This is a genomic window from Amycolatopsis sp. NPDC058278, assembly GCF_042881395.1.
In the GTDB taxonomy this organism is placed as follows: domain Bacteria; phylum Actinomycetota; class Actinomycetes; order Mycobacteriales; family Pseudonocardiaceae; genus Amycolatopsis.
This window is the reverse complement of sequence record NZ_JBHVXZ010000016.1, coordinates 71,602-94,775: the sequence shown is the minus strand read 5'-3', so window position 1 is coordinate 94,775 and position 23,174 is coordinate 71,602. Positions and strand designations below refer to the sequence as shown.

General features: G+C 71.7%; 18 protein-coding genes. 10 read left to right on the top strand and 8 right to left on the bottom strand.

Going from position 1 to position 23,174, the window contains the following annotated elements; translation table 11 throughout:
- Positions 1-68 precede the first annotated feature (68 nt).
- From ACFVYA_RS11100 to ACFVYA_RS11085, 4 genes are all read right to left on the bottom strand, one after another.
- Positions 69-929: an amino acid ABC transporter permease gene (locus ACFVYA_RS11100; RefSeq protein ID WP_387044533.1), complete on the bottom strand. Its 861-nt coding sequence runs from the start codon at positions 927-929 to the stop codon at positions 69-71.
- Positions 926-1,573 carry an amino acid ABC transporter permease gene (locus tag ACFVYA_RS11095; RefSeq protein WP_387044532.1) on the bottom strand — a complete coding sequence of 216 codons (648 nt, stop codon included), beginning with the start codon at positions 1,571-1,573 and terminating at the stop codon, positions 926-928. Before ACFVYA_RS11095 ends, ACFVYA_RS11100 begins: the two co-directional genes overlap by 4 nt.
- A gap of 86 nt (positions 1,574-1,659) precedes the next feature.
- Positions 1,660-2,586, bottom strand: coding sequence for a glutamate ABC transporter substrate-binding protein (locus tag ACFVYA_RS11090; RefSeq protein WP_285989628.1), 927 nt, complete (start codon positions 2,584-2,586; stop codon positions 1,660-1,662).
- A gap of 55 nt (positions 2,587-2,641) precedes the next feature.
- A complete protein-coding gene (locus ACFVYA_RS11085) occupies positions 2,642-3,370 on the bottom strand; it encodes an amino acid ABC transporter ATP-binding protein (protein ID WP_285993734.1) in 729 nt (242 codons plus the stop codon).
- A gap of 279 nt (positions 3,371-3,649) precedes the next feature.
- On the opposite strand from ACFVYA_RS11085, the gene ACFVYA_RS11080 reads away from it, so the two are divergent.
- Together ACFVYA_RS11080 and ACFVYA_RS11075 are read left to right on the top strand one after the other, a co-directional pair.
- On the top strand, positions 3,650-4,321 hold the full coding sequence (locus ACFVYA_RS11080) for a response regulator transcription factor (RefSeq protein WP_285993735.1): 672 nt from the start codon (positions 3,650-3,652) through the stop codon (positions 4,319-4,321).
- 4 nt (positions 4,322-4,325) lie between these two features.
- A complete protein-coding gene (locus ACFVYA_RS11075; protein ID WP_387044531.1) occupies positions 4,326-5,723 on the top strand; it encodes a sensor histidine kinase in 1,398 nt (465 codons plus the stop codon).
- Here the strand turns inward: ACFVYA_RS11075 and ACFVYA_RS11070 are convergent.
- On the bottom strand, positions 5,720-6,646 hold the full coding sequence (locus ACFVYA_RS11070; RefSeq protein ID WP_387044530.1) for a TAXI family TRAP transporter solute-binding subunit: 927 nt from the start codon (positions 6,644-6,646) through the stop codon (positions 5,720-5,722). The two genes, ACFVYA_RS11075 and ACFVYA_RS11070, sit on opposite strands and share 4 nt — an antisense overlap.
- 38 nt (positions 6,647-6,684) lie before the next feature.
- Positions 6,685-7,593: a 2-dehydropantoate 2-reductase gene (locus ACFVYA_RS11065; protein ID WP_387044529.1), complete on the bottom strand. Its 909-nt coding sequence runs from the start codon at positions 7,591-7,593 to the stop codon at positions 6,685-6,687.
- 47 nt (positions 7,594-7,640) lie between these two features.
- Here ACFVYA_RS11065 and ACFVYA_RS11060 point away from each other — a divergent pair, with 47 nt between their 5' ends.
- The gene (locus ACFVYA_RS11060; RefSeq protein WP_387044528.1) at positions 7,641-8,189 is read left to right on the top strand and encodes a CGNR zinc finger domain-containing protein; all 549 of its coding nucleotides are present in this window, start codon (positions 7,641-7,643) and stop codon (positions 8,187-8,189) included.
- Here the strand turns inward: ACFVYA_RS11060 and ACFVYA_RS11055 are convergent.
- Positions 8,168-10,132, bottom strand: coding sequence for a hypothetical protein (locus ACFVYA_RS11055; RefSeq protein WP_387044527.1), 1,965 nt, complete (start codon positions 10,130-10,132; stop codon positions 8,168-8,170). The genes ACFVYA_RS11060 and ACFVYA_RS11055 overlap by 22 nt on opposite strands.
- A 218-nt stretch (positions 10,133-10,350) precedes the next feature.
- On the opposite strand from ACFVYA_RS11055, the gene ACFVYA_RS11050 reads away from it, so the two are divergent.
- The 7 genes from ACFVYA_RS11050 to ACFVYA_RS11020 all read left to right on the top strand — a co-directional run bounded on the left by ACFVYA_RS11050 (position 10,351) and on the right by ACFVYA_RS11020 (position 22,295).
- Entirely contained in the window at positions 10,351-11,451 is a 1,101-nt protein-coding gene (locus ACFVYA_RS11050) for an ROK family protein (RefSeq protein WP_387044526.1), read from the top strand.
- A gap of 166 nt (positions 11,452-11,617) precedes the next feature.
- Complete coding sequence (locus tag ACFVYA_RS11045; protein WP_387044525.1) at positions 11,618-12,574, top strand: carbohydrate ABC transporter permease; 957 nt, start codon at positions 11,618-11,620, stop codon at positions 12,572-12,574.
- A 27-nt stretch (positions 12,575-12,601) separates the two neighbouring features.
- Entirely contained in the window at positions 12,602-13,450 is an 849-nt protein-coding gene (locus tag ACFVYA_RS11040; protein ID WP_387044524.1) for a carbohydrate ABC transporter permease, read from the top strand.
- A 31-nt stretch (positions 13,451-13,481) separates the two neighbouring features.
- Positions 13,482-14,792 (top strand): ABC transporter substrate-binding protein, encoded by a 1,311-nt coding sequence (locus ACFVYA_RS11035; RefSeq protein ID WP_387044522.1) that lies wholly within the window; start codon positions 13,482-13,484, stop codon positions 14,790-14,792.
- A 7-nt stretch (positions 14,793-14,799) separates the two neighbouring features.
- Positions 14,800-18,969 (top strand): glycoside hydrolase family 38 C-terminal domain-containing protein, encoded by a 4,170-nt coding sequence (locus tag ACFVYA_RS11030; RefSeq protein WP_387044520.1) that lies wholly within the window; start codon positions 14,800-14,802, stop codon positions 18,967-18,969.
- 156 nt (positions 18,970-19,125) lie between these two features.
- Entirely contained in the window at positions 19,126-20,973 is a 1,848-nt protein-coding gene (locus tag ACFVYA_RS11025) for a phosphatase PAP2 family protein (protein ID WP_387044518.1), read from the top strand.
- Positions 20,970-22,295: a jacalin-like lectin gene (locus ACFVYA_RS11020; RefSeq protein ID WP_387044517.1), complete on the top strand. Its 1,326-nt coding sequence runs from the start codon at positions 20,970-20,972 to the stop codon at positions 22,293-22,295. The genes ACFVYA_RS11025 and ACFVYA_RS11020 overlap by 4 nt, the downstream gene beginning before the upstream one ends.
- Here ACFVYA_RS11020 and ACFVYA_RS11015 read toward each other — a convergent pair.
- On the bottom strand, positions 22,280-22,999 hold the full coding sequence (locus ACFVYA_RS11015) for a serine/threonine protein kinase (RefSeq protein ID WP_387044515.1): 720 nt from the start codon (positions 22,997-22,999) through the stop codon (positions 22,280-22,282). The two genes, ACFVYA_RS11020 and ACFVYA_RS11015, sit on opposite strands and share 16 nt — an antisense overlap.
- Between the last annotated feature and the right edge of the window lie 175 nt (positions 23,000-23,174).

Genomic DNA, 23,174 nt, shown 5'->3' with positions numbered 1-23,174 from the left:
CGCTAGGGGACACCCCGGGACACGACAAGGCCCCCGGGACGTGTCCCGGGGGGCCTCGAACGGGTGACTCAGGCCGAAGCGGCCACGAGGTCGTCGGCCGCGGTGGGCGGGGCCGCCACGACCTTCTTGTTGCGGCGGTTGCGCCGCTCGAGGTACGTCGCCAGCGCCGTCAGCAGCAGGCACATCACGACGTAGATGGCGGTCGCCACGATCGTCGACGGCACGATCGGCCGCCCGAACGTGCCCTGCGAACCGATGTAGCGGGCGTAGTACAGCAGCTCCTGGTAGGTGATGATGAAGCCGAGCGCGGTGTCCTTCAGCAGCACGACGAGCTGGCTGATGATGGTCGGCAGCATCGCCCGGATCGCCTGCGGCAGCAGGACCAGGAACATCACCTGGGTCTTGCGCATGCCCAGCGCGTACGCCGCTTCGCTCTGGCCCTTCGGCAGCGACTGGATGCCGGCGCGGAAGACCTCGGCGAGCACCGAGCCGTTGTACAGCGTCAGGCCGAGGACCACGCCGAGGAACGGGCTCGTCGGCACGCCGACGGTCGGCAGGCCGAAGTAGAACAGGAACATCAGGATCAGCGCGGGGATGGCGCGGAAGAACTCGACGACGAACCCGGAGATCCGGCGGATCCAGGCGTGGTCCGACAGCCGGCCGGCCGCGAAGATCGCGCCGAAGATCAGCGCCAGCACGGCCGCGGCGGCGAAGGCCTGCAGCGTCGAAAGCACCGCGTTGCCGAGGTCGCGCTGCACCTGCGCGTACTGCAGCCACTCCCACTTGCGGGCGGTGAACTGGCCGCTGTCGTAGAAGCGCCACCCGATGTAGCCGAGGAACGCGAGCACCGCGAGAGTGCCGACCACCGCATACGTGCGGTAGCGCAGCCGGGCCTTCGGGCCCGGGACGTCGAACAGGACGTTGGTCATCGGGCCACGCTCCAGCGCTTCTCCAGGTTGCGTTGGACGAACGACAGCACGGCGACCAGGACGATGAACCCGAGCGCCACCCACAGCAGGCCGACCAGCTGGTTCTCGCCGCGTTCGGACAGGTACGAGCGGATCGCCCCGGCCTCCGCGACCGAGAAGCCGGCGGCGATGGTGGTGTTCTTCAGCAACGCGATCAGGGTGCTGATCAGCGGCGGGACGACCGAACGCAGCGCCTGCGGGAGCACGATCTGGCCGAGGATCTGGCCGAAGGTCAGCCCCAGCGCGCGGCCCGCTTCGGCCTGGCCGACCGGCACGGTGTTGATGCCCGAGCGCACGACCTCGCAGATGAACGCCGAGGTGTACACGGTCAGGGCGGTCACGGCGGCCGGGAAGTAGTCCAGCTTGACGATGTCGAGCAGCGGGTACGCGAACACGAAGAACGCGAACACCAGGGTGAGCGGCGTGTTCCGGGCGATCGTCACGTACGCCGTGCCGACGGCGCGGAAGACGGGGACCGGGCTCACCCGCAACATGGCGAGGATCGTGCCCCAGACCAGGGCGCCGACGGCCGAGAGCAGGAACAGTTCGATCGTGGTGAGGAAGAACGGACCGAACAGGTCCAGGTTGTTGAGCAGGACGTCCATGGAGCCTTCCCCGCGTCCGTGGTCAGGTGGTGGATGGAGAAGGCCGGTGGACCGGGAAACCCGATCCACCGGCCGTCACGCGAGCGTCAGTACTTCTCGAGGGTCGGCTTCTTGGCGGCCGAGCCCGACTTGCCGAGGGTCGCGTCGTAGATCTTCTGCCAGGTGCCGTCGTCCAGCGCCTTCTGCAGGATGTCGTTGACCTTGTCGCGCAGGACCTTGTCGTCCTTGTTCAGGCCGATGCCGTACTTCTCCGTGGAGAACGTCTGGCCGATGACCTTCAGGTTGTCCGGGTCCTGGGACGCGAAGCCCTTGAGGATCGCGTCGTCGGTCGTGACCGCGTCGACGTCCTTCGACAGCAGCTTCTCGACGCACTGCGAGTACTTCTGGAACTCGACGATGTTGGCCGGCTCGGTCAGGTTCTCCGAGCGGACCTTCTGGATCGGGGTCGAGCCGGTGACCGAGCAGACCTTCTTGCCCTTGAGGGTGTCCTTGCCGGTGATCGAGCTGTCGTCCTTGCGGACGAGCAGGTCCTGGCCGGCGACGAAGTACGGGCCGGCGAAGGAGACCAGCGCCTTGCGCTTGTCGGTGATCGAGTAGGTGCCGACGTAGTAGTTCACGTCGCCGTTCGCGATCGTCTGCTCACGGGCACCGGAGTCGACCGTGCGGAAGGTGATCTTCTCCGGGTCGAAGCCGAGGCCGGCCGAGACGAGCTTCGCGATCTCGATGTCGAAGCCGCCGAACTTGCCGGTCGTCGGGTCCTTCTGGCCGAGGCCGGGCTGGTCGTCCTTGGCGCCGACGGTCAGCGCGCCCGCCGCCTTCATCTTGGCGAACACCGGGGAGCCGGCCAGGTCGACGCCGGTTGCCACCGGGTACGTCGGCAGCGCCGCGGCGTTCGTGCCGCTCTGCTCGCCCGAGCCCGGCGTGGTCGGCGTGCCTTCCTTGCCGCAGGCGGTCAGCGTGGTCAGCGCCAGGCCACCGGCGAGCAGTCCCACCGCGAGGGTGCGGATCCTCATCTGAATCTCTCCTGTGTGTCGTCACCCGAGACGCGAACGGCGCCGCGGAACGTGTTCAGTGGGTCAAGATCTTGCCGAGGAAGTCCTTCGCGCGCTCGCTCTTCGGCGCGGTGAAGAACGATTCCGGCGTCGTGTCCTCGACGATCTCGCCGTCGGCCATGAAGATCACCCGATCGGCTGCCCTCCGGGCGAAGCCCATCTCGTGGGTGACGACGAGCATCGTCATGCCGTCCTTGGCCAGACCCGTCATCACGTCGAGGACCTCCTGGACCATCTCCGGGTCCAGCGCCGAGGTCGGCTCGTCGAACAGCATGACCTTGGGCCGCATCGCCAGCGCCCGCGCGATGGCGACGCGCTGCTGCTGGCCACCCGAAAGCTGCGCCGGGTACTTGTCGGCCTGGTTGGCGATGCCGACGCGCTCGAGCAGCTCCATCGCCGTCTTGCGCGCCTCGGCCTGCGGGGTCTTGCGGACCTTCGTCGGCGCGAGCATGACGTTCTCGACGATGGTCTTGTGCGCGAACAGGTTGAACGACTGGAACACCATGCCGACGTCGGCCCGCAGCGCGGCCAGCGCCTTGCCCTCGGCGGGCAGGGGGACGCCGTCGACGGCGATCTCGCCCGAGTTGATCGGCTCCAGCCGGTTGATCGCCCGGCACAGGGTCGACTTGCCCGAGCCCGACGGGCCGAGCACCACGACGACCTGGCCGCGAGGCACCTCGAGCGTGATTTCCCTGAGCACGTGCAGGTCGCCGAAGTACTTGTTCACGGCGGACGCCTTGATCATCGGCGCCGCCACCTCCGCGGTCATCTGGCCTCCCGGGTCGTTCGTGCAAATCGGGCATGGGTCACCACGCGATGGCGAGAACCTACCGTTGCTTCCCCGGCTGGCAAGTCCGCTTGACCAATACTTAGGGTTTCAACTGAGTATCGATGTCCCTTTTGACGGGTGTCCACCTCGTGGTCACGGGGAGTGACCGTCCGGGTGGCCGGTGCGGGTCCCGCCCGGACGTCCTAGAGTTCGCCCTACCGGCCGGTGGAGCAGGTCACCATGGGAGGCGGACGGGTGCGGGTGCTGCTGGTGGAGGACGACGACCGGGTCGCGGGTGCGCTCATCCCGGCGCTGACCCGCCGCGGCCTGGCGATCGCCCGGCTGGCCACCGGCGCCGGCGTGCTCGACCGGGTGCACGAGGTCGACGTCATCCTGCTCGACCTCGGCCTGCCGGACATCGACGGCGTGACGCTGTGCCGCCAGATCCGCGCGGTCAGCGACGTCGCGATCATCGTCGTCTCGGCGCGCGGCGAGGTCGACGACCGGATCCAGGGCCTGCGCGCGGGCGCCGACGACTACCTGGTCAAGCCCTACGACGTCGAGGAGCTGCTCGCCCGGGTCGAAGCCGTGCGCCGCCGCCGCGGGGAGCACACGGCCGAGCCGGTGGTCATCCGGGTCGGGGACGTCACCGTCGACGTCTCCCGGCACGAGGTGCTGGTCGACGGCAAGGCGGTCGCGCTGTCCCGCAAGGAGTTCCAGGTGCTGGCGCTGGTGGCGGGCGCGCGCGGCGCGGTCTGCTCGCGTGAGCACGTGCTCACCGAGGTGTGGGGCCACCGCGGTCCCGCGGAGAGCCGTTCGCTGGACGTCCACGTCGCGACGCTGCGGACGAAGCTGGGCCGCCCGGCGCTCATCGAGACGGTCCGCGGGGTCGGGTACCGGCTCGGCGGCCAGGTCGCCCGGAGCTGAGGGCATGCGCGTCCGGCTGCAGGGCATCGTGCTGACGCTGGTGGCGTTGCTGGTGTTCGGCCTGGGCATTCCGCTGGCCAGGAGCATCGCGGCCGGCGCGCAGCAGGACCTGTTCCTCGACCGGCTGACCGACACGGCGCGGTTCGCGTCGCTGGCGCAGCGGCCGCTGCTGGACAACAAGCCGTCGCTGATCAACCCCGACCTGGTCCGCTACAACGAGGTCTACGGCGTGCAGGTGGCGGTCGTGAACCAGGACGGCAAGCTGTTCGCCTCGTCGCTCGGGCCGTCCGCCGCGCGGATCGACCTGAAGGCCGCCCGGATCAGCGGGCCGATCAGCGAAGCGCTCGCCGGCCGCCGGTCCCAGCCCACCGGCGTGCTGATGCCGTGGGATTCGACGCCGCTGGTGCTCGCCGAGCCGGTGCTCGCCGACGGCGAGGTGCACGGCGCGGTGCTCACCGTGTCCGACACCGGAGCCGAGCGTGCGGACGTGCTGTGGTGGTGGCTGCTGCTGGCCGCGGGCGGGATCCTCGCCTTCACGCTCGCGCTGGCCGTGGCGATCCCGGTGGTCCGGTGGATCCTGCGGCCGGTGCACCGGCTCGACGACGCGACGGGCGCGCTCGTGGCGTCGGTGGTCAGCGGCCGGGAGGCCGAGCCGGTGGGGGAGAGCGGCGGGCCGCCGGAGCTGCGGCAGCTCGGCCGGTCGTTCGACCGGATGGCCGAGAGCGTGTCCGGCGCGCTGGCGGCGCAGCGCGCGTTCGTCGCCGACGCGTCCCACCAGCTGCGCAACCCGCTGACGGCGTTGAAGATCCGCCTCGGCAACCTCGAAGGCCACGTGGACGACGAGCCGGCGGCCGCGGACCTGGAGGCCGCGAGGGTCGACGCGGGCCGGCTGCACCAGATCCTGGACGGGCTGCTGACGATGGCCCGCGCCGAGGCGTCCGGCGGCGAGCTGGACCCGGTGGTGCTGGACGAGGCCGTGGCGGAGCGAGTCGCGGACTGGTCGGTGGTCGGCGAGGCCCGCGACGTCCGGCTGGCGGTGGAGACGTCCGGTGAGGGTGCCCGGGTCCGCATGCCACCCCGCGGCGCCGAGACGATCCTGGACGCCCTGCTGGACAACGCGCTGAAGTTCACCGCGGCGGGCACGGAGATCCGCATCGCGGTGTCCCGGGAGGGCGACCGGGTCCGGTTGTCGGTCCGCGACCACGGGCCGGGGCTGCGGCCGGACGAGCTCGACCGGGCGCTGGACCGGTTCTGGCGCAGCCCGGCGCACCAGAACGTGCCGGGGTCGGGGCTGGGGCTGGCGATCGTCAGTGAGATCGTCGCGCATTCGGACGGGGAGCTGGAGCTCGATCTGCCCGAGGGCGGCGGGCTGCGGATCTCGATGGTGTTCCCGGTCGCCTAGGTCTTCTGGGCCCGGTAGTAGCGCAGCGCGCCAGGGTGGAGCGGGATCGGCTGGGTCTCGATGCCCGGGTGGACGTCGATCGACAGGGCCGCCGGGTTGGCGCTCGCGAGCTGGCGGCGGGCGGCGAACAGGCCGGTGACCAGGGCCTCCGCCACGTTGTCGGGCATGGACTTCGGGACCACCAGGAAATTCGGGACCACCAGCGTCGTCACCGGCAGGGGCTGGCTGTACGTGCTCGCCGGGATCGTCGCGGTGCTGTAGACCTGATTGAGGGCCTGCACCTTCGGCAGCACATCGGCGAGGTCGAGCAGGCGCAGCCGGCTCCGGTTGTCCGGTTCCGCCAGTTTCGGCGTGGGCAGCCCGCCGGACCAGAAGAACGCGTCCACTTCGTGGTTCAGCAGCGCGGCGACGGAATCGTCGAGGCCGCGGGGGGTCGTGCCGACCGAGTCCTGCAGCCCGACCGCGACGAGCAGCCACTTGGCGATGAACTCGACGCCGGACTGCGGTGAGCCGATCGCGATCCGGTGGCCGCTCAGCTGGGACACCGACCGGATGTCGGAGTCGGCCCGGACGACGATGTGCAGGTAGTCGTCGTGGATCCGGGCGAGCGCGGCGAAATCGGGATGGGCCTGGTAGCGGTCCGCGGCGACATCGGCCGCCACGAACGCGACGTCGGCCTGGCCGGCGAGCACCTTCAGGACGTTGTCGGGCGAGCCCTGGGTCTGCAGCACCTCCGGCCGGTCGATGCCCAGGTCGGCCTGCCAGGCGGAGGCGAGGGGCTGGGCGAGCTTGTAGTAGACGCCGCCGGGGTTGCCCGCGGCGATCCGCAGCTTGAGCTCGCCGAACTCGGTGGTGCAGGCGGTCAGCACCAGCAGGAGGACGGCCGCGATCGCGAGTCCGCGCGTCCGCCTGCTGCTGGTCACGGCCTGATCGTGCCAGACTCCGGGGCCGGCGGGCAGCCTCACCGGCCTTCGCGCAGCCGCAGCACCGCGTAGAGGACGTCGTTGACGGGCGTCGGAAGACCCGATTCCCGGCCGAGCCGCACCACGGAACCGGTCCAAGCGTCCAATTCGGACGGACGGCCGGCCGCGATGTCGCGCTGCAGCGACGTCGTGCCCTCGGCGGGCTGCCGGTCGACGAACGCCAGCGTGCCGTCGACGACGCCGGCGGGCAGGTCGACGCCCGAAGCGCGGGCCAGGCGTTCGACCTCCGCCATGGCGGCCCGCAGCGTCCGCCGGGTTTCGGGGTGCTCGCGCAGTTCGCCGAACGTCGCGCCGGTGACCGCGCCCAGCCCGCCGACCGGGGCGATGAACAGGAACTTCGCCCACAGATCGGCCCAGATGTCGGTGGGGGGAGTGGTGGCGATCCCGGCGGTGGCGAACGCGGCGCGGATCCGCTCGACCCGCTCGCTCGGCCGGTTGTCCCACTCCGCGACGTCGAGCGAGCCCGCGCCGCCGACGTGCCGGATCGTGCCCGGGCCGGCGAGCGCGGCGATCACCTTCGCCACGCCAGGGAGGACCGCGTCCTTGCCCAGCGTCCGGGCGACCTGCGCGGGGGCGTCGACCCCGTTCTGCACGGTGATCACGGCGGTGTCCGCGCCCGGCGCCAGCGCGGCCACGGCGTCGTCGAGCTGCCAGGTCTTCACCGCCGCCAGGACGGCGTCGGCGGTGCCGAGCTCCGCCGGGTCGCCGGTGGCGTGCACCCGCACTGTCGTGGTCTCCCCGTCCGGGCCGAGCACGGTGAGGCCGCGCTCGCGCAACGCCGTGAGGTGCTCGCCGCGGGCCAGAAAGGAGACGTCGTGTCCGGCGGCGGCGAGCCGGGCCCCGAAGAACCCGCCCAGGCCGCCCGCACCGATGATCGCGAATTTCACCGGTCACACGTTACCCCTTGAACCGGTAACGGGGTAGCCTCCACGCCGTGGGAGACAAACAGGGGTTCCGCTTCCACGGCGGCCGGCCCTCGGTGGACTTCACGGCCACGGTCGGCATGCGGTGGCAAGACGGCGGCTTCGAGCGCCTGACCGACCCCGCAGCACTGGGCCGCTGGTTCACCGAAGCGGGCCTGACCCCGGCCGATCCGGCCTGCACACCGGCCGACCTGGCGGCGGCCCGCGAGCTGCGGGAAGCCGTCCACCGCTTGATGCTGGGCCGGCTGTCCGAAGAGGACCTGGCCACGGTGAACCGGTGGGCGGCGCAACCACCGCCGGTCACCGCCCTGCACGTCACCCCGGCGGGCCTGCGGGCCCAGCGGGTCTCGGCGAACGTGCCGTCCCTGCTGGGCCTGATCGCCGTGGACGCGGTCGCGGTCCTCGGCGGGGCCGACGCCGCGCGGGTGCGCGAGTGCGCCAACCCCGAGTGCTCGCTGCTGTTCCTCGACACGTCACGCGCGGGCGCGCGCCGGTGGTGCTCGATGAGTGCGTGCGGCAGCCGCGACAAGATGCAGCGCTACCGGGCCGCCGGCCGGTAGCGGCTCAGACGGAGGATCGGGTCGCCGGCCGCGTCGCCCGCGGCATCACCGACGACAATCGAGAACTCCGGCGTCTCGACGAGCAATCCGTCAGTCGTTTCGCGTACCCCGACCGTGAACGGGACATCGCCCTGAGGGCCGTACCGGACCGCGAAGAGCGACGAGCCCGGTGGAGACGATGGCAGCGGGCCCGCCAGGACGTGGTTGGTGTCCGTCACCCGGTGCCAGCCCGCGTCCGGGTTTCCGTAGCCGCGCGGATCGTCGGCCAGGGAGAACGCCAGCTGCTCCTGGGTCAGCCCGATCGTCTCCGGGCTGTTGAAGCTCGTCCGGCCGGCCGGGGGGTTGACCACCCGCAGCGACGCCCCCGACGTGATCGCCATGCTGCCCGCGTGGAGCGTGCCGTCCGTGGGCAGCACCGCGCCCGGCGTGCCCAGGTCGAACGGCGCTCCGCCCGGCTCGGCCACCGTGACGATCTTGCGTTGGCCGTCCGGTGTTTCCTCGACGTACGGCAGCCCGGCGAGGAACTCGCACCCGGCCGCCGGGACCACCGCGAACAGCGTCATCCGCTGCTCCTCCGCCACGAACAGCTGCTGGACGCGGAGCATCACCTGCTCCCGGGTGACCACCGCTTTGGTGACCAGCCGGGCGACGACGTCGCCGTCCCGGGCGTCGCGGACCCGGAGCGGGCCGAGCGGGCGGGTGAGCAGCGTGCGATCCAGGACCGGGCCGATGCCGTGCTGGCCCGCCAGCACCGGCTCGATCACCGCAGCGCGTCCCGCGTCGATCAGGTACGGCGTGTGGCTGCCCGTCAAGGACACGGACGCGGCGCGGTGGCGCAGCGAATACGACGTCGTGACCGGAAAGGCAGGCGTCCGGTGCCACTTGCTGTCGTCCTGGTACAGCCACACCGTCGTGAACGCGAAGTGCCCGCTCGGCGCGCCGGTCCGCGCCGCCGGGTAGTAGGCGACGCGCCGGTCGCCCAGGTAGCGGCCGAGGTCGGTGGCCAGGTGCGCGCCGAAGTAGCGGAGGCCGAGCAAGCCTTCGGCGCCGCAGTGCTGCTCGCTGTAGCGCGGACCGCCGTAGTCGAAGCCGCGCGCCGAAAGGCGGCAGTCGAGGTGACGGGCGATCTCCGCGGCGTCGTCGAGGAACAGCCGGTCGGCCGTGACGCGGTGGGCCTGGGCCAGGAAGGACAGCGAGATCGGCAGGTAGTTCTGGTCGTGGCCGGCGCCGTGCTCCGCCGGCAGCGCGAAGCCGCGGTCGGTCACGCGCGACGGCCGGATCACGTCGGTGTAGAGCCGCATGGCCGCCGTCGTGACGCGTTTGCCTTCGCGGTCGCGGGAAACACTGCCGAGGTGGCGGCCGAGCATCAGGCCCGCGACGATCGCGCCGAGGGCCTGGTTGCCCGTCTGCTGGGGGTTGAACATGCTCGCTTCGGTCAGCCACCGCCAGTACCCGAGCGCCAGCTCGGTCACCTCGGCGTACTGGTCGCCGGTGAGCAGGCCCTCGCCGAGCTCCAGGACGTTGACCGCGTGCAGCATCGCCCACACCGTGCTCGGCCAGTCACCGAAGGGGTGTTCGCCGTCTCCGGGCATGTACCGCGCGTACGGCAGGCCGCTGTGGCGGACGCGCAGGAACGGCTCGCCGGGGTTGTCGCGTCGGAAAACCCGGTGCGCGAGGAAGAAGTCCAGGCCCCGGCGCACCGCGTCGGTGACCGCCGGATCGCCGGGCATCCCGCGCTGCCGGGCGAGGCAGAGCAAGGAGATCACGCCGAGGCCCATGTCCCCGACGTCGTCGTCGGCCGCGGGGTCTTCGAAGTTGCCGTCCGGCTGCTGCGCGGCCAGCGCGTCGTCGGCCGCGGTGGCCAGGACGGCGTCGAGGTGGGCGGGATCGTCGGGCAGGTCGTGCGAGCTCGCGTGCTGGCTCGGCAGCAGGATCGGATCCATCCGCTTCGCAGCCTCCCTGCCGTCCTGGGCGCCGGACCGGTCGACGTGGTCGGGAAAGCGCTTTCCCGAACCTTGCCCTCGGTGGGCCGGAAAAACGATGATGCGGCTGGGACCCGCACTTGGTTAAGTAGTAAACAAACGAACCCGTACGTTGTCAACGGCACGGAGCGCGGACGGCGGGCGTTCGACAGTTTCACTTCGGCGGAAGCAGGGTGCAGATGGCGAAATCGGGCATCGGTGACCGGGCCGGCGAGGTCTTCGCCGCGCTGGCGGCCGCCGGCCAGGCCACCCGGCCACAGCTCGCAGTGGCGTGCGGGCTGTCGAAACCGACGGTTTCCCTGGTGATGGCGGAGCTCGAATCCGCGGGCCTCGCCGAGCGCAGCGGCAGCTCGTCCGGCGCCACCGGGCGGACCGCGGTGGTCTACCGGCTGGGCCCCCGGGCCGGGTACGTGCTGGCGGTGGACCGCGGATCGACGCAGGTCGCGCTGCGGGCGACCACCCTTGGCGGGGAGCTCCTCGACGAGGACCAGACGTCGAGGCCCGCCTCGGCGGCGGACATGGTGAAAGAGGTGCTCCGCCCCGGAAGCGGGCGTGGTCCGCTTCGTGCCGTGGTGGTCGCCGTGTCCGAAGTGGTCTCCCCGCCCGGCCGCGGCGATCCGGCGACCATGGCGCGGATCTCCGGCGCCGTGGCCGCGCTCGGGCTGCCCGGCGGCGCGGCCGTGCACACCGAGAACAACGTCAACTGCGCGGCCATCGCCGAACTGGCCGAAGGGGCGGGCAAGGACCACGACAGCTTCGTGTTCCTGCAGGTCGGCGTGGCGATCGGAGCGGGTGTGGTGCTCGGGAGGCGGCTCGTGCGCGGGGCCAGCGGCGCGGCGGGGGAGGTCGCCCGGCTGGCCTACCCGTGGGCGGACGACCGGCCGCCGGTGCGGGACGCGCTGGAAGCGCGGCTCGGTTCGCGGGAGCTGCTGCGCCGTGCCCGGGAACGCCGCCCGGACCCGGCGCCGAAGACGGCCGCCGCGCTGTTCGCGCTGGCCGAGAAGGGGGACGCCGTCGCGCTCGGGATCGTCGCGGAACACGCCGAAGCCGTCGGGAACCTGGCCGCGTCGATCTGCGCGGTCGTCGATCCCGGTCTGGTCGTCCTCGGCGGCGGGGTGGGGCGGAACAAGCTGCTCCGGCCGGGTGTCGTGGCCGCCATCGACCGGCTGAGCTGGCCGGCCGAGGTCGTGGTGAGCGAGCTGGGCGCCCGCGCGACCGTGCTCGGGGCCGCGCACCTGGCCAGGGAGAAGGGTATCCGCGCGGTGCTCGAGGAGGGGTGAGCGGCCCGCCGTTGACAGCGGCGGAGCCCGCTGCCTAGAGTGCCGAGAAAGCGCTTCCAGCTCCCTGGGACGGAACCACTGGAACCGCGTGCGTCGGAAGAAGTGCCACGGCAGCCGCCCGGTTCAGGAGCGCTGCCGGTCCACGCTGGAGTCCCGGGAGCAGCCGATGTCAGCCGAAGCCGCAACGCACCCTGTCGAAGCCGGGAGCCCACCGGCGGCGAAACCCGCGCCCGTCCGGCGCCGCCGGAAGCGGCACAAGGACAACCTGGCGGCGTACCTGTTCCTGTCGCCGTGGTTCCTCGGGATCTTCGGGTTCGTCCTGCTGCCGATGGCGTACTCGCTGTACCTGTCGCTGACGAAGTTCGACCTGCTGAGCTCGCCGCAGTGGGTGGGCTTCGACAACTACCTGGCGATGTGGCAGGACGAGAAGTTCCTGCACTCGGTCAAGGTGACGCTCACCTACGTCGTCGCTTCGGTGCCGCTGAAGCTCGCGGCCGCGCTCCTCGTCGCCGCGGTGCTGAACCGGGGCCTGCGCGCGCTGGGGTTCTACCGCTCGGTCTTCTACCTGCCGTCGCTGCTCGGCGCGAGCGTCGCGGTGTCGGTGATGTGGCGCCAGATCTTTTCGCAGCAGGGCCTGCTGAACCAGATCCTCGGGATCTTCGGCATCCGCGGCGCGGACTGGATCGGGGACCCGCGGTTCGCCCTGTGGACCCTGGTCCTGCTGTCGGGCTGGCAGTTCGGCACCCCGATGCTGATCTTCCTCGCCGGGCTCAAGCAGATCCCGAAGGAGCTGTACGAAGCCGCGGAGCTGGACGGCGCCGGCCGGATCCGGATGTTCTTCCGGATCACCGTGCCGATGCTCTCGCCGGTGATCTTCTTCAACCTGGTCCTGGAGACGATCAACGCGTTCCAGACCTTCACCCCGGCCTACGTCGTCAGCGGCGGGCTGGGCGGCCCGATCGATTCGACCATGCTCTACACGCTTTACCTCTACCGCAAGGGGTTCTCGAGCCTGCAGATGGGCTACGCCTCGGCGATGGCGTGGGTCCTGTTCGTGGTGATCGGCCTCTTCACCGCGCTCTACTTCGCGTCTTCACGGCGCTGGGTCACGTACGCGGACTGAATCGCCGACCGGGCAGAAAGGACCGAAATGGCCGTCAACGTCAAGGCGCCGGCGAAGATCCACTGGCGGGCGCACGGGGTGCTGCTCGCCGCGGTCGTCGTGATGATCTACCCGCTGGTGTGGCTGGTCGGGGCGTCGTTCAAGCCGGAGAACCAGATCTTCAGCACGCTCGACCCCATCCCGTGGCACTTCACCTTCGACAACTACCTCGGTGGCTGGACGGCGACGGGCACGTCGTTCACCGTCTACCTCACGAACTCCGCGACCATCGCGCTCTGCGTGGTGATCGGCAACATCGCGTCCTGCTCGCTCGCCGCCTACGCGTTCGCCCGGCTCGACTTCGCGTTCCGCAAGATCTGGTTCGGGCTGATGCTCGGGACGCTGATGCTGCCGTTCCAGGCCACGATGATCCCGCAGTACACGATCTTCTACAAGCTGAACTGGATCAACACGTTCCTGCCGCTGGTGGTCCCGCAGCTGCTCGCGTGCGACGCGTTCTTCATCTTCCTCATGGTGCAGTTCATCCGGGGCATTCCCCGCGAACTGGACGAAGCGGCGGCCATCGACGGCGCCGGGCACGCCCGCGTCTTCTTCTCGGTGATCCTCCCGCTCCTGCGCCCGGCCCTGCTGACCACCGGGGTCCTGACGTTCATCTGGACGTTCAACGACTTCCTGCGCCAGCTGGTCTACCTGTCCGACAAATCCCGGTACACGGTCCCGCTGGGCCTCAACTCCTTCATCGACCGGGCGAGCGGTTCCAGCTACGGCGGGATGCTCGCGATGTCGGTGGTCACCCTCGTGCCGACCGTCGCCGTGTTCCTGATCTGCCAGAAACGCCTGGTGGACGGCGTGGCCAACACCGGCATCAAAGGCTGAACCCCAACCGCAGAAAGAAAGTGAGACCGCCATGGCACAGCACCTGTCCAGGAGGGGGTTCCTCGGGATCGCCGGGGCGGGGGTGGCCTCGGCCGCGCTCGCCGGCTGCGGTTTCGCGCCGCCCAGCACCGGCTCCGGCGCCGGGAACAACGCCCTGACCTTCCGCTGGTGGGGCGGCAACGCCCGCAACGACGCCTACCAGAAGGCGGTGAAGATCTTCACCGACAAGACCGGGATCGCCGTCACCACCCAGTACTCCGGCTACGACGGGTACTTCGACAAGCTGAACACCGAGTTCGCCGGCGGCAACCCGCCCGACCTCTTCCAGATGGACACCGCCTACGTCAGCACCTACGCCGGGCGCAGCGTCCTCACCGACCTGGGCACGTACATCCCCGGCACGATCGGGCTGGACACCCTGTACGCGCCGGTGCGCGGGGCGGGCGCGGTGAAGGGCAAGACCTACGGCGTCCCCTCCGGCTCCGGCAACGCCCCGGTGCTCTACGACAAGACGGTGTTCGACCAGCTCAAGATCACCGCCCCGACCAGCGACTGGACGTGGCAGGACTTCGGCACCATCGCCGGGGAGATCTCCAAGGCGTGGGGCCCGGACAAGTACGGTGCGCTGGACGCGTCGAAGGACGACTCGGGTGCGCTTCAGCCGTGGCTGCGCCAGCGCGGCAAGGACCTCTACACCCCCGACCAGACCCTCGGGTTCGGCCCCGAGGATCTGACCGAATGGTTCACCTTCTGGGACGGCCTGCGCAAGGCCGGTGCGATCTGCCCGCCGACGCTGCTGAGCAACACCGACGCGGCGACCGGCAACCACCCGCTGATCACCGGGCAGATCGCGATGACCACCGGCTGGGGCCTCGCCCAGATGCAGCCGCTGACGCAGCACGAGCTCAAGCTGGTCGTCGTGCCCCGCGAGAACGGCAAGACGGGCCAGGCGCTGTCCGGTGGCGTGCTGCTGTGCATCCCGGTGAAGAGCAAGAACCCGGAGGGCGCGGCGAAGCTGATCAACTTCTTCCTCAACGACGACGACGCGATCAAGACGATGAAGCTGCAGCGCGGGCTGCCGCCGTCGGACAAGGCGAAGAACCTCCTCACGCCGACCGCCACGGCTCCCGAAAAGGCGGACATGGAGTTCGGCGAGTACGTGGCCGCGCAGGTCGCCAAGGACGGCCTGCCCACCGCCCCGACCGCGCCGCCGGGCTACGGCGACGTCAAGACCGCGCTCGACTCGGCGGCCAAGCAGATCGCGTTCGGCAAGATGTCGATCGCGGCCGGCGTGACGCAGTTCTTCAGTGACGCCAAGAACGCCCTCGCCAACGCGAAGTAGGGGAAGCGTGCGCATCACCGCGGTGCGGGGCACCGATCTGTTCGCCGGCTCCGCCGCCGCGGCCCGCCAGGTGGTCCGGGTGACCCTCACCGGGCCCCGGGCTCCGGTGCGGGTCCGGGTCGAGGGCAAGCGGGTGTCCACACCGGACCCGGTCACCGCCGACGTCCACCCGGACGGCGTCACCGTCGAGGTCGGCGTGGTCTTCCAGGCCCCGGAAGGCTCCGAACACCGAGTCACCGTGGTCGCGGAGTCGGCCGGGCAGCGGGTCACGGCGGAGGCGGACCTCGTCGTCGCCGAGACCGGCTGGACGATGTGGATGGTGTCGCACTTCCACTACGACCCGGTGTGGTGGAACACCCAGGCCGGCTTCACCGACACCTGGCTCGACCTGCCGCTGGCGCAGGAAAAGCGGATGACCTTCCAGCGGTCGGCGTTCGACCTCGTCCGCGCGCACCTCGAAGCCGCCCGCGACGACGAGGACTACCGGTTCGTGCTGGCCGAGGTCGACTACCTCAAACCGCACTGGGACGCCTTCCCCGGCGACCGCCACGACCTGCGGCGGTTCCTCCGTGACGGCCGGATCGAGCTGGTGGGCGGCAACTACAACGAGGCCAACACGAACCTGACCCACCCGGAGTCGACCATCCGCAACGCCGTCTACGGCGTCGGCTACCAGCGTGACGTCCTCGGCGGCGACCCGCGCTCGGCGTGGATGCTCGACGTGTTCGGCCACGACCCGGCCTACCCCGGGCTGATGGCCGACGCCGGGCTGGAGTCCAGCGCCTGGGCGCGCGGGCCCTGGCACCACGTCGGGGCGAAGCGGCACACCGGCGACATCGGCCGGATGCAGTTCCCGTCGGAGTTCGAGTGGATCTCGCCGAGCGGACGGGGGCTGCTGACCGCCTACATGGCGGACCACTACGTCGCCGGGTGGGGCATCGAGCGCCAGGACACCCTCGAAGACGCGATGGAGGAGGCCTACCGGCAGTTCAGCACGCTGCGGCAGGTGGCCGCCACGCGCAACGTGCTGCTGCCGGTCGGGCACGACCACAACATCCCGTCGCGGTTCTGCACCGAGATCCACCGCACCTGGAACGCCCGGTACATCTGGCCGCGGTTCGTCGTCGGCCTGCCCCGGGACTTCTTCGCCGCGGTCCGCGCGGACGCGGCGGCGCGGGGCACGCCGATCAGCGTGCAGACCCGGGACATGAACCCGGTCTACACCGGCAAGGACGTCTCCTACATCGACACCAAGCAGGCCCAGCGCGCGGCGGAGGTGGCGGTGCTCGACGGTGAGCGGGCGGCCACCCTCGCCGCCCTGCTCGGGGCGCGCTACCCGCACGAAGCCCTCGACAAGGCCTGGCGGCAGCTGGTCTACGGCGCCCACCACGACGCGATCACCGGCACCGAGTCCGACCAGGTCTACCTCGACCTCCTCACCGGCTGGCGCGAAGCGGCCGAACGCGGCGGCGAGGTCCTGGACGGCGCGATCGCCGAGCTGGCCGGCCACGCCGACACGACCGGGGACGGCGAGGCCGTCTTCGTGCTCAACACGCTGTCCTGGACCCGGGACGCGATCACGACGGTGACCGTGCACCGGGATCCCGGGGGTGCGGGCGCGCGGGTCGTCGATCCGGACGGCCGTCCGGTCCCCGCCGTCACCGACGCGGTCGTGCGGCACCCCGACGGCTCGCTCGCCGAAATCACACTGACGTTCCTCGCGACCGCGGTGCCCGCGCTCGGCTACCGGGTCTACCGGATCCTCGACGCGGCCACCGTGCCGCCCGGCTGGACGGTCCGGCCGGGTCCGCCGTCGATCGAGAACGACGTCTTCGCCGTCGAAGCCGACCCCTCGCGCGGGGGTGCGCTCGAGCGCGTCCACGACCGGCGCAGCGGCCGGGAGCTGCTGCGGGAGGGCGGGCTCGCCGCCGGGCTGGTGGTGCAGGACGAGCACGCCGAGCACCCGGTGTGGGGCGAGGGCCCCTGGCACCTGCTGCCGAAGGGGCCCGGCCACGGTCCCGGTGCGGCGGACGTCGTCGTCGAGACCAGCCCGCTGGGGGAGCGGCTCGTCGCGACCACGGCTCTGGACGACCTGCGGATCACCCAGCGCACGACGCTGTGGCACGGGGTGTCCCGAGTGGACGTTCGCACCGAGGTCGACGGCTCGCTCGGGCAGGACCGGCTGCTGCGGGCCCGCTTCGATTTTGCCGTCCCGGGCGCCCTGCCGGTGGCCGAGGTCGGCTTCGGTGCGATCGGCCGCTCGTTCGGCTTCCCCGACGTCGACGCGGCCGAGCACCTCTGGACGCTGGACACCCCGGCCCACACCTGGGCCGGGCTGTCGGCGACCGCCCGCATCACGCTCACCCGCGACGACGGCACCCGGAGCACGCACGCCATCGGTGTCGCCGAAGTGGTCGAGCCCCTCACGTCCGGGCTCGAGGTCCGGGCACTGGTGGCGGCGCTGGCCGCGAAGGGCGTCACGGCGACCTGCACCCGCCCCGGCGGCCCGCGCTACGGCGCTCTGGACGCCGACTCGAACCTGCCCGACGTCCGGATCGTCCCCGGCGCGGACAACCCGTTCGCCGCCGAGGTCCTCGCCTCCGCCGAGCCCGGGTACCGGGAGACCCTGGAACGCCACGGCCGGGTGTTCGTGCCGGCGACCCGGACCCGGCGCGAAGCCTGGGTACCCGACGCCGATCTCCGGGGACCGCGGGACCTGCCGGTGGTGATCATCGGCGACGTCAAGGCGGCCATCGCCGAACTGCGTGCCGATGCCGCCCTCGACGTGCGGGTTCCCGACGGGCTGGCCGGCACCGCCGAACCCGCCGACAGCTACTCCGTCGCGGTCGTCAACCACGGCACGCCCGGGTTCGTGGTCGATCCGGGCGGCACGCTGCACCTGTCGTTGATGCGCTCGTGCAGCGGCTGGCCCAGCGGCGTGTGGATCGACGGTGAACGCCGGACCGCGCCGGACGGTTCCAGCTTCGCGTGGCAGCACTGGACCCACACGTTCGATTTCGCGATCGTCGCCGGGGAAGGGGACTGGCGGGCCGCCGGTTTCCCGCGCGGTGCCCAGGAAGCCGCGCACCCGCTCCAGGCCCGTCAGGTATCCGCCACCGAAGGCGCGCTGCCGCCCACGCTGAGCCTGATCTCGGTCGAGCCCGCCGAAGTCGTGCTGACCGCGGCGAAACCCGCGGGCAACCCCCTGGCCTCGGGGGCGGTGATCCCTCCCGCGGACGCGATCACTCTGCGGGTGTACGAATCGACCGGGTCCGCGGCCACGGCGTCGATCGCGCTGCACGGCGGGATTCGTGCGGCCTGGCGCACCGACCTCCTCGAGGAGCGGGGCGAACCGGTCGACGTCGACAACGGACGCGCGCGCGTCGAACTGGCGGCCGCGGACGTGGCGACCCTCCGGCTGGAACCCGCCGCCCGGATGGGAACCGGCCGGGAAATCGCCACGGAACCGGTACAGCCGATCCACACCCGGTACTGGCTGCACAACGAAGGCCCGGCACCGATCGGCAACCTGCCGGTGAGCGTGCACGTGACGCCGACCCGGCTGACGCTCGACGACGGGCGAGCCCGGTTGGACGTCACGGTGAGCTGCAGCGGCCGTCCGGCTCGCGGCCGTGCCGAACTGGGGCTGCCCCCGGGCTGGCGGACCGAGCCGGTTCCGGACCTGGGCTACGACCTCGAGCCGGGCGAGCACGCGAAAACCACGGTCGAGGTGCGGGGTCCGGACACGCCCGGCCGGTACCTGCTCGCCGCCCGGATCACCGACGACCACGGGCAAATCCTCGAAGACACGGCCGAAATCCTGATCGGGGCGCCGCCGCCGCGCGACGACCTGGTCGACGTCGAACTCCCACCCGGCCCGATCATCGTCGGACCGGGCGGGCGGGCCGAGCTGCCGGTGACGCTGACGAACCTGGCCCAGAGCGAAATCCGGGGCGGGGTCGCGGCGATCAGCCCGTTCGGCACCTGGGCGGGTGAGCTGGCGATCGGCCCACGGGCGCAGCCGTTCCGGCTCGAGGCTGGCGCGAGCATCACCACGGCGATCACCGTTCGCGCGGGGCACACGGCCCGGCGCGGGGCTCACTGGTGGGTGCTCGTCCGCGTGACCGCCCACGGGCGGCTCGTGTACAGCCCCGCCGTCGAAGTCCGGATCGAGTGAATTCGTCGAATTCGTGATACCCCCGAAAAAGATTAGGTTACTGCCCGGCGAATTACTCCGGACGCTCCTTGACCGGGGGGCCGCCCGGCGCTGATCATTCCCGCATCGATTCCCCGCGCGCTTTTCCGGCCACGCGGGCCTTCCCAGGAGAACCAGTTGAGCCTCGCGCCCTTGGACCGGCGGACCTTCCTGCGCTGGTCCGCGCTCGTGCCCGCCGTCGCCGCCGTGCCCGCCGTGCTGGGCGTGCCCGCGTGGGCGGAGGAGACGACGGCCTTCGTCGACAGCTACCGCACGAACGTCCCGGCGAACCACACCCCGGAGACCAACGCCGCGGTCCGGATCCTGAGCGGGATGCAGCGGATCTGGCGTACCGGATCCACTTGGGACAGTGGTGTCGTGCTCGACGCGGCGGTGCTGCGCGCGAACGTCCGGCACTGCGTCGCCGTCACCCGCCACCGGACCGACGCCGAAGCCAAGCGCGCCTTCGTCTACGACCGCCAGCACCAGTCCTACGCCGCCATCGGCGGCCTCGGCCCCCTGGCCGACCTCTACCGCAGCGGCGCCAAGGCCGTCACGGGCATCACCTCCGCGCCCGACGGCACGCCGCCGGCCAAGATCGACGACGCCGTCCCGGCGAACGCCCCGGCGGGCTCGGCGCTCGGTGCCGGTTCGCACGACTCGGAGCTCGGCCTGGTGGCCACGCTCGTCGACACCGTCCGCGGGAACTTCGCTTCGGGCAACCCGAGCAAGGCCGCCTACCAGTACCCGCGGCCGTGGCGGCTGACCGCGGACAGCCGGGTCGAGGACACCGGCCGGACCGACGCGCTCGGGTTCCCGGTCTACCGGTCCGACGTGGTCGTCGCACCGCAGCTGCTGCGGCAGCGCAGCACGAACCCGGCCGACGACGGCGGGTTCCCCAGCGGCCACACCAACGCGTTCCACCTGGCTTGCCTCGCCCTGGCCTACGCGGTCCCGGAGCGGTTCCAGGAGCTGGTGGCGCGGGCCTACGACCTGGCCGACACGCGGATCGTCGCCGGGATGCACTCGCCGGTGGACGTGATCGGCGGCCGGACCCTGGCCACCGCGCTCACCGCGGCGACGCTGGCCGACCCGGAGAACGCGGCGCTCAAGACGGCGGCGCGCGAGCAGGCGCTGAAGTACTTCACCGCGAAGACCGGCACGACGGCGGACACGCTGTTCGCCCGGGCGCACACCGGCGCCGACGAATACGGCGACCGCCGGGCCAACGCCGCGATGGTCGCGCGCCGGGCGACCTACGGGCTGCCGGACCGCGACACGCGCGTGGCGATGCGGGTGCCGAAGGGCGCCGAGGTTCTCCTCGAGACGCGGCTGCCGTACCTCGACGCGGCGCAGCGGCGGGAAGTCCTGCGCACCACGGCGTTCCCGGCCGGGCACCCGCTGCTCGACGGCCCCGAGCTTTGGGGACGGCTGAACCTCTTCGCCGCGGCCGACGGCTACGGCGCGTTCGACACCGCCGTCCGCGTCACGATGGACGCCACCCGCGGCGGGTTCGCCGCCGACGACAGCTGGCGCAACGACATCGGCGGCGCGGGCGGGCTCGTCAAGGCGGGTACCGGGACGCTGACCCTCGCCGGGGCCAACACCTTCCGCGGCGGCACCCGCGTCGAAGCGGGCACGCTGGTCGCGGCGACGCCGGGCGCGCTGGGCACCGGCGACGTCGAACTCGCCGGTGGCGTGCTGCGCGCGTCCGGTCTCCGGGCCGGCGGCTACCACCAGACGGGCGGCACGCTGTCCGTCGCCGCCGGAGCGGCGCTGCTCGTGCGCGGCGAGGCCACGCTGGAGCGCGGCGCCCTGGAGCTCCGGGTGACCGGCTCCTGCCCGGCGCACGAGGTCGACGTGCTGTGCGCCCGGCGGCTGCGCGGCCGGTTCTCCGCCATCCGAGTCGACCGCCCGGGGTACCGGGTGGTTCCGCGTTACACGTCCACCGGTTTGTCCGTCCGAATCCTGCGGGAGTTCTCGTGAAGAAACGCCTGGCCGTGCTGGCGCTCGCCGCCGCGGTGTCCACAGTGGTCAGTCCGGCGGCCGCGCACGCCGCCGACGGCGGCGGCAGCTTCTCGGTCCTGAGCTACAACGTCGCCGGCCTGCCCGAGAGCATCTCGAGCGCGCCGACGCCGCGTGACCCCGCGACGACGGCGATCGGGCAGCGGATCGCTCCCTACGACGTCGTGCACGTCGAGGAGGACTTCAACTACCACGCCAAGCTCTACGCCGCGGACAACCACCCGTACCGCACGCCCACCAGCGGCGGCGCCGGCTTCGGCAGCGGCCTGAACACGCTGTCCACGCTGCCGTACGACGGCGACGACTTCGAACGCGTCCGCTGGACGTCCTGCCAGGTCGACTCCGGCGACTGCCTGACCCCGAAGGGCTTCACCTTCATGCGGGTGCGGCTGGCCGAGGGCGTGTACGTCGACTTCTACAACGCGCACACCAACGCCGGGACGAACGACGGCGACGAGGCGTCGCGCGCGTCGAACCTGGCGCAGCTGACCGCGTTCATCCGCTCCCACTCGGCGGGCAACGCGGTGGTCGTCATGGGCGACACCAACACGCGCTACACCCGCGCGGCCGACACGATCGCGGGGTTCGCCTCGGACAACGGTCTCACCGACGCGTGGGTGAAGCTCGTGCGCGGCGGGGTCGCCCCCGCGCCCGGCAGCCCGGCGCTGGTGTGCGAACCGGTGGTCACCAACGACTGCGAGGTCGTCGACAAGGTCCTCTACCGCAGCAGCAAGCTCGTTTCGCTCAACGCGACCTTCTACAACAACGAGCACGCGAAGTTCCTCGACGGTGACGGCAAGATGCTGTCCGACCACGACCCGATCACCGTGCGGTTCGACTGGACGCGCAACCCGGCGCTGCGTCTGTCGGACCAGTACGGCGGCCCGCACGGCGACTACTTCACCGACGTCGCCGCGGTGCCCGCGGGCGCCCGGGTGCGGACGCTCTCGCTGCGCAGCGGCTCCCGCGTCGACCAGCTCGGGGTGACCCTGGAGAACGGCACCACCCTGACCCACGGCGGCACGGGCGGCACGGCGGCGTCGCTCACGCTCGGCACCGGCGAGTACGTCACGACGGCGACCCTGTGCCAGGGCAAGTACAGCAACACGACCCGGATCTTCTCGGCCCGGTTCACCACCAACCTCGGCCACGTCCTCGCCGGCGGCTCGGCGACCGGCGACTGCGTCACCCGCACGGCCCCGGACGGCTGGCAGATCGCCGGCTTCCACGGCCGCACCGGCGACGAGGTCGACAAGGTCGGCTTCGTCTACACGCAGCGGTAGTCGCCCGCGGCAGCTCGCCTTGCCCCGCCATCCGGCCGCGAGACCGGACGGCGGGGCAAGGAGCTGTTGAACAGTTCTTCGGCCTCCGCCATCGTGGGCCGGGCCGCCGGGTTGGGGTGCAACAGCCGGAGCACGGCCTCGGCGACCGGGTGGTGCGCCGGCGTGTGCTCGGCGCCGGGTCGTCCCTGCAGCGCGGCGTAGAGGGTCGCGCCGAGGGAGTACACCTCCGCCGGGAAGTCGGGGAAGCCCCCGTCGAGCACCTCGGGGGCGTGGTAGGCGCGCGAGCCGGTCGCCCCGGCCACGATCCCGGCGTGTCCGTCGGCGGAGATGACGATGTGGTCCGGGTCGACGGCGGCGTGCAGGACGCCTTCGTCGTGCGCGGCCGCCAGCACCGCGGCCAGCTGGGCGCCGAACCGCGCGACGAGACCGGGGGCCAGCGTGCCGTGCTCGTCGAGCAGCTCGGTCAGCGTCCGCGCCCCCGGGTATTCGAGCACCAGGTAGGTGGTGCTGTCCTCGTCGACGACGTCACAGATGGCCGCCCGCGGCGCGGGGATGGCGGGCGCCGCGGGCGGCTCGTCGAACAACGGTTTGACGGCGACGATCCGGTCCAGCCGTTCGTCCTGGGCGTGCCAGACCACCGTGCCCGGCCCGGCCGGGCCGAGCAGGCGGTACCGATCACCGATCAGTGTCCCTTCGCGCGCCACGTGCCGTCCCTCCGTCGTCCACCGTCCTACTGGGGGATACGGCCGGAAAGCGCATCCGGTTCGCTTGATCGACACGATTTCCCCCGGCCGGGTGGGCCCGGCCCCCGGCGCACCAAGGTGGCCTTCGGTGTGTTCCACACACCGAAGGCCACCTTGGGACCCTTGCCGTCCGGAC

Coding starts and splice junctions, on each gene's coding strand:
- ACFVYA_RS11100 (WP_387044533.1), bottom strand. CDS start 929: ATGACCAACGTCCTGTTCGACGTCCCGGGCCCGAAGGCCCGGCTGCGC.
- ACFVYA_RS11095 (WP_387044532.1), bottom strand. CDS start 1,573: ATGGACGTCCTGCTCAACAACCTGGACCTGTTCGGTCCGTTCTTCCTC.
- ACFVYA_RS11090 (WP_285989628.1), bottom strand. CDS start 2,586: ATGAGGATCCGCACCCTCGCGGTGGGACTGCTCGCCGGTGGCCTGGCG.
- ACFVYA_RS11085 (WP_285993734.1), bottom strand. CDS start 3,370: ATGATCAAGGCGTCCGCCGTGAACAAGTACTTCGGCGACCTGCACGTG.
- ACFVYA_RS11075 (WP_387044531.1), top strand. CDS start 4,326: ATGCGCGTCCGGCTGCAGGGCATCGTGCTGACGCTGGTGGCGTTGCTG.
- ACFVYA_RS11055 (WP_387044527.1), bottom strand. CDS start 10,132: ATGGATCCGATCCTGCTGCCGAGCCAGCACGCGAGCTCGCACGACCTG.
- ACFVYA_RS11050 (WP_387044526.1), top strand. CDS start 10,351: ATGGCGAAATCGGGCATCGGTGACCGGGCCGGCGAGGTCTTCGCCGCG.
- ACFVYA_RS11045 (WP_387044525.1), top strand. CDS start 11,618: ATGTCAGCCGAAGCCGCAACGCACCCTGTCGAAGCCGGGAGCCCACCG.
- ACFVYA_RS11040 (WP_387044524.1), top strand. CDS start 12,602: ATGGCCGTCAACGTCAAGGCGCCGGCGAAGATCCACTGGCGGGCGCAC.
- ACFVYA_RS11035 (WP_387044522.1), top strand. CDS start 13,482: ATGGCACAGCACCTGTCCAGGAGGGGGTTCCTCGGGATCGCCGGGGCG.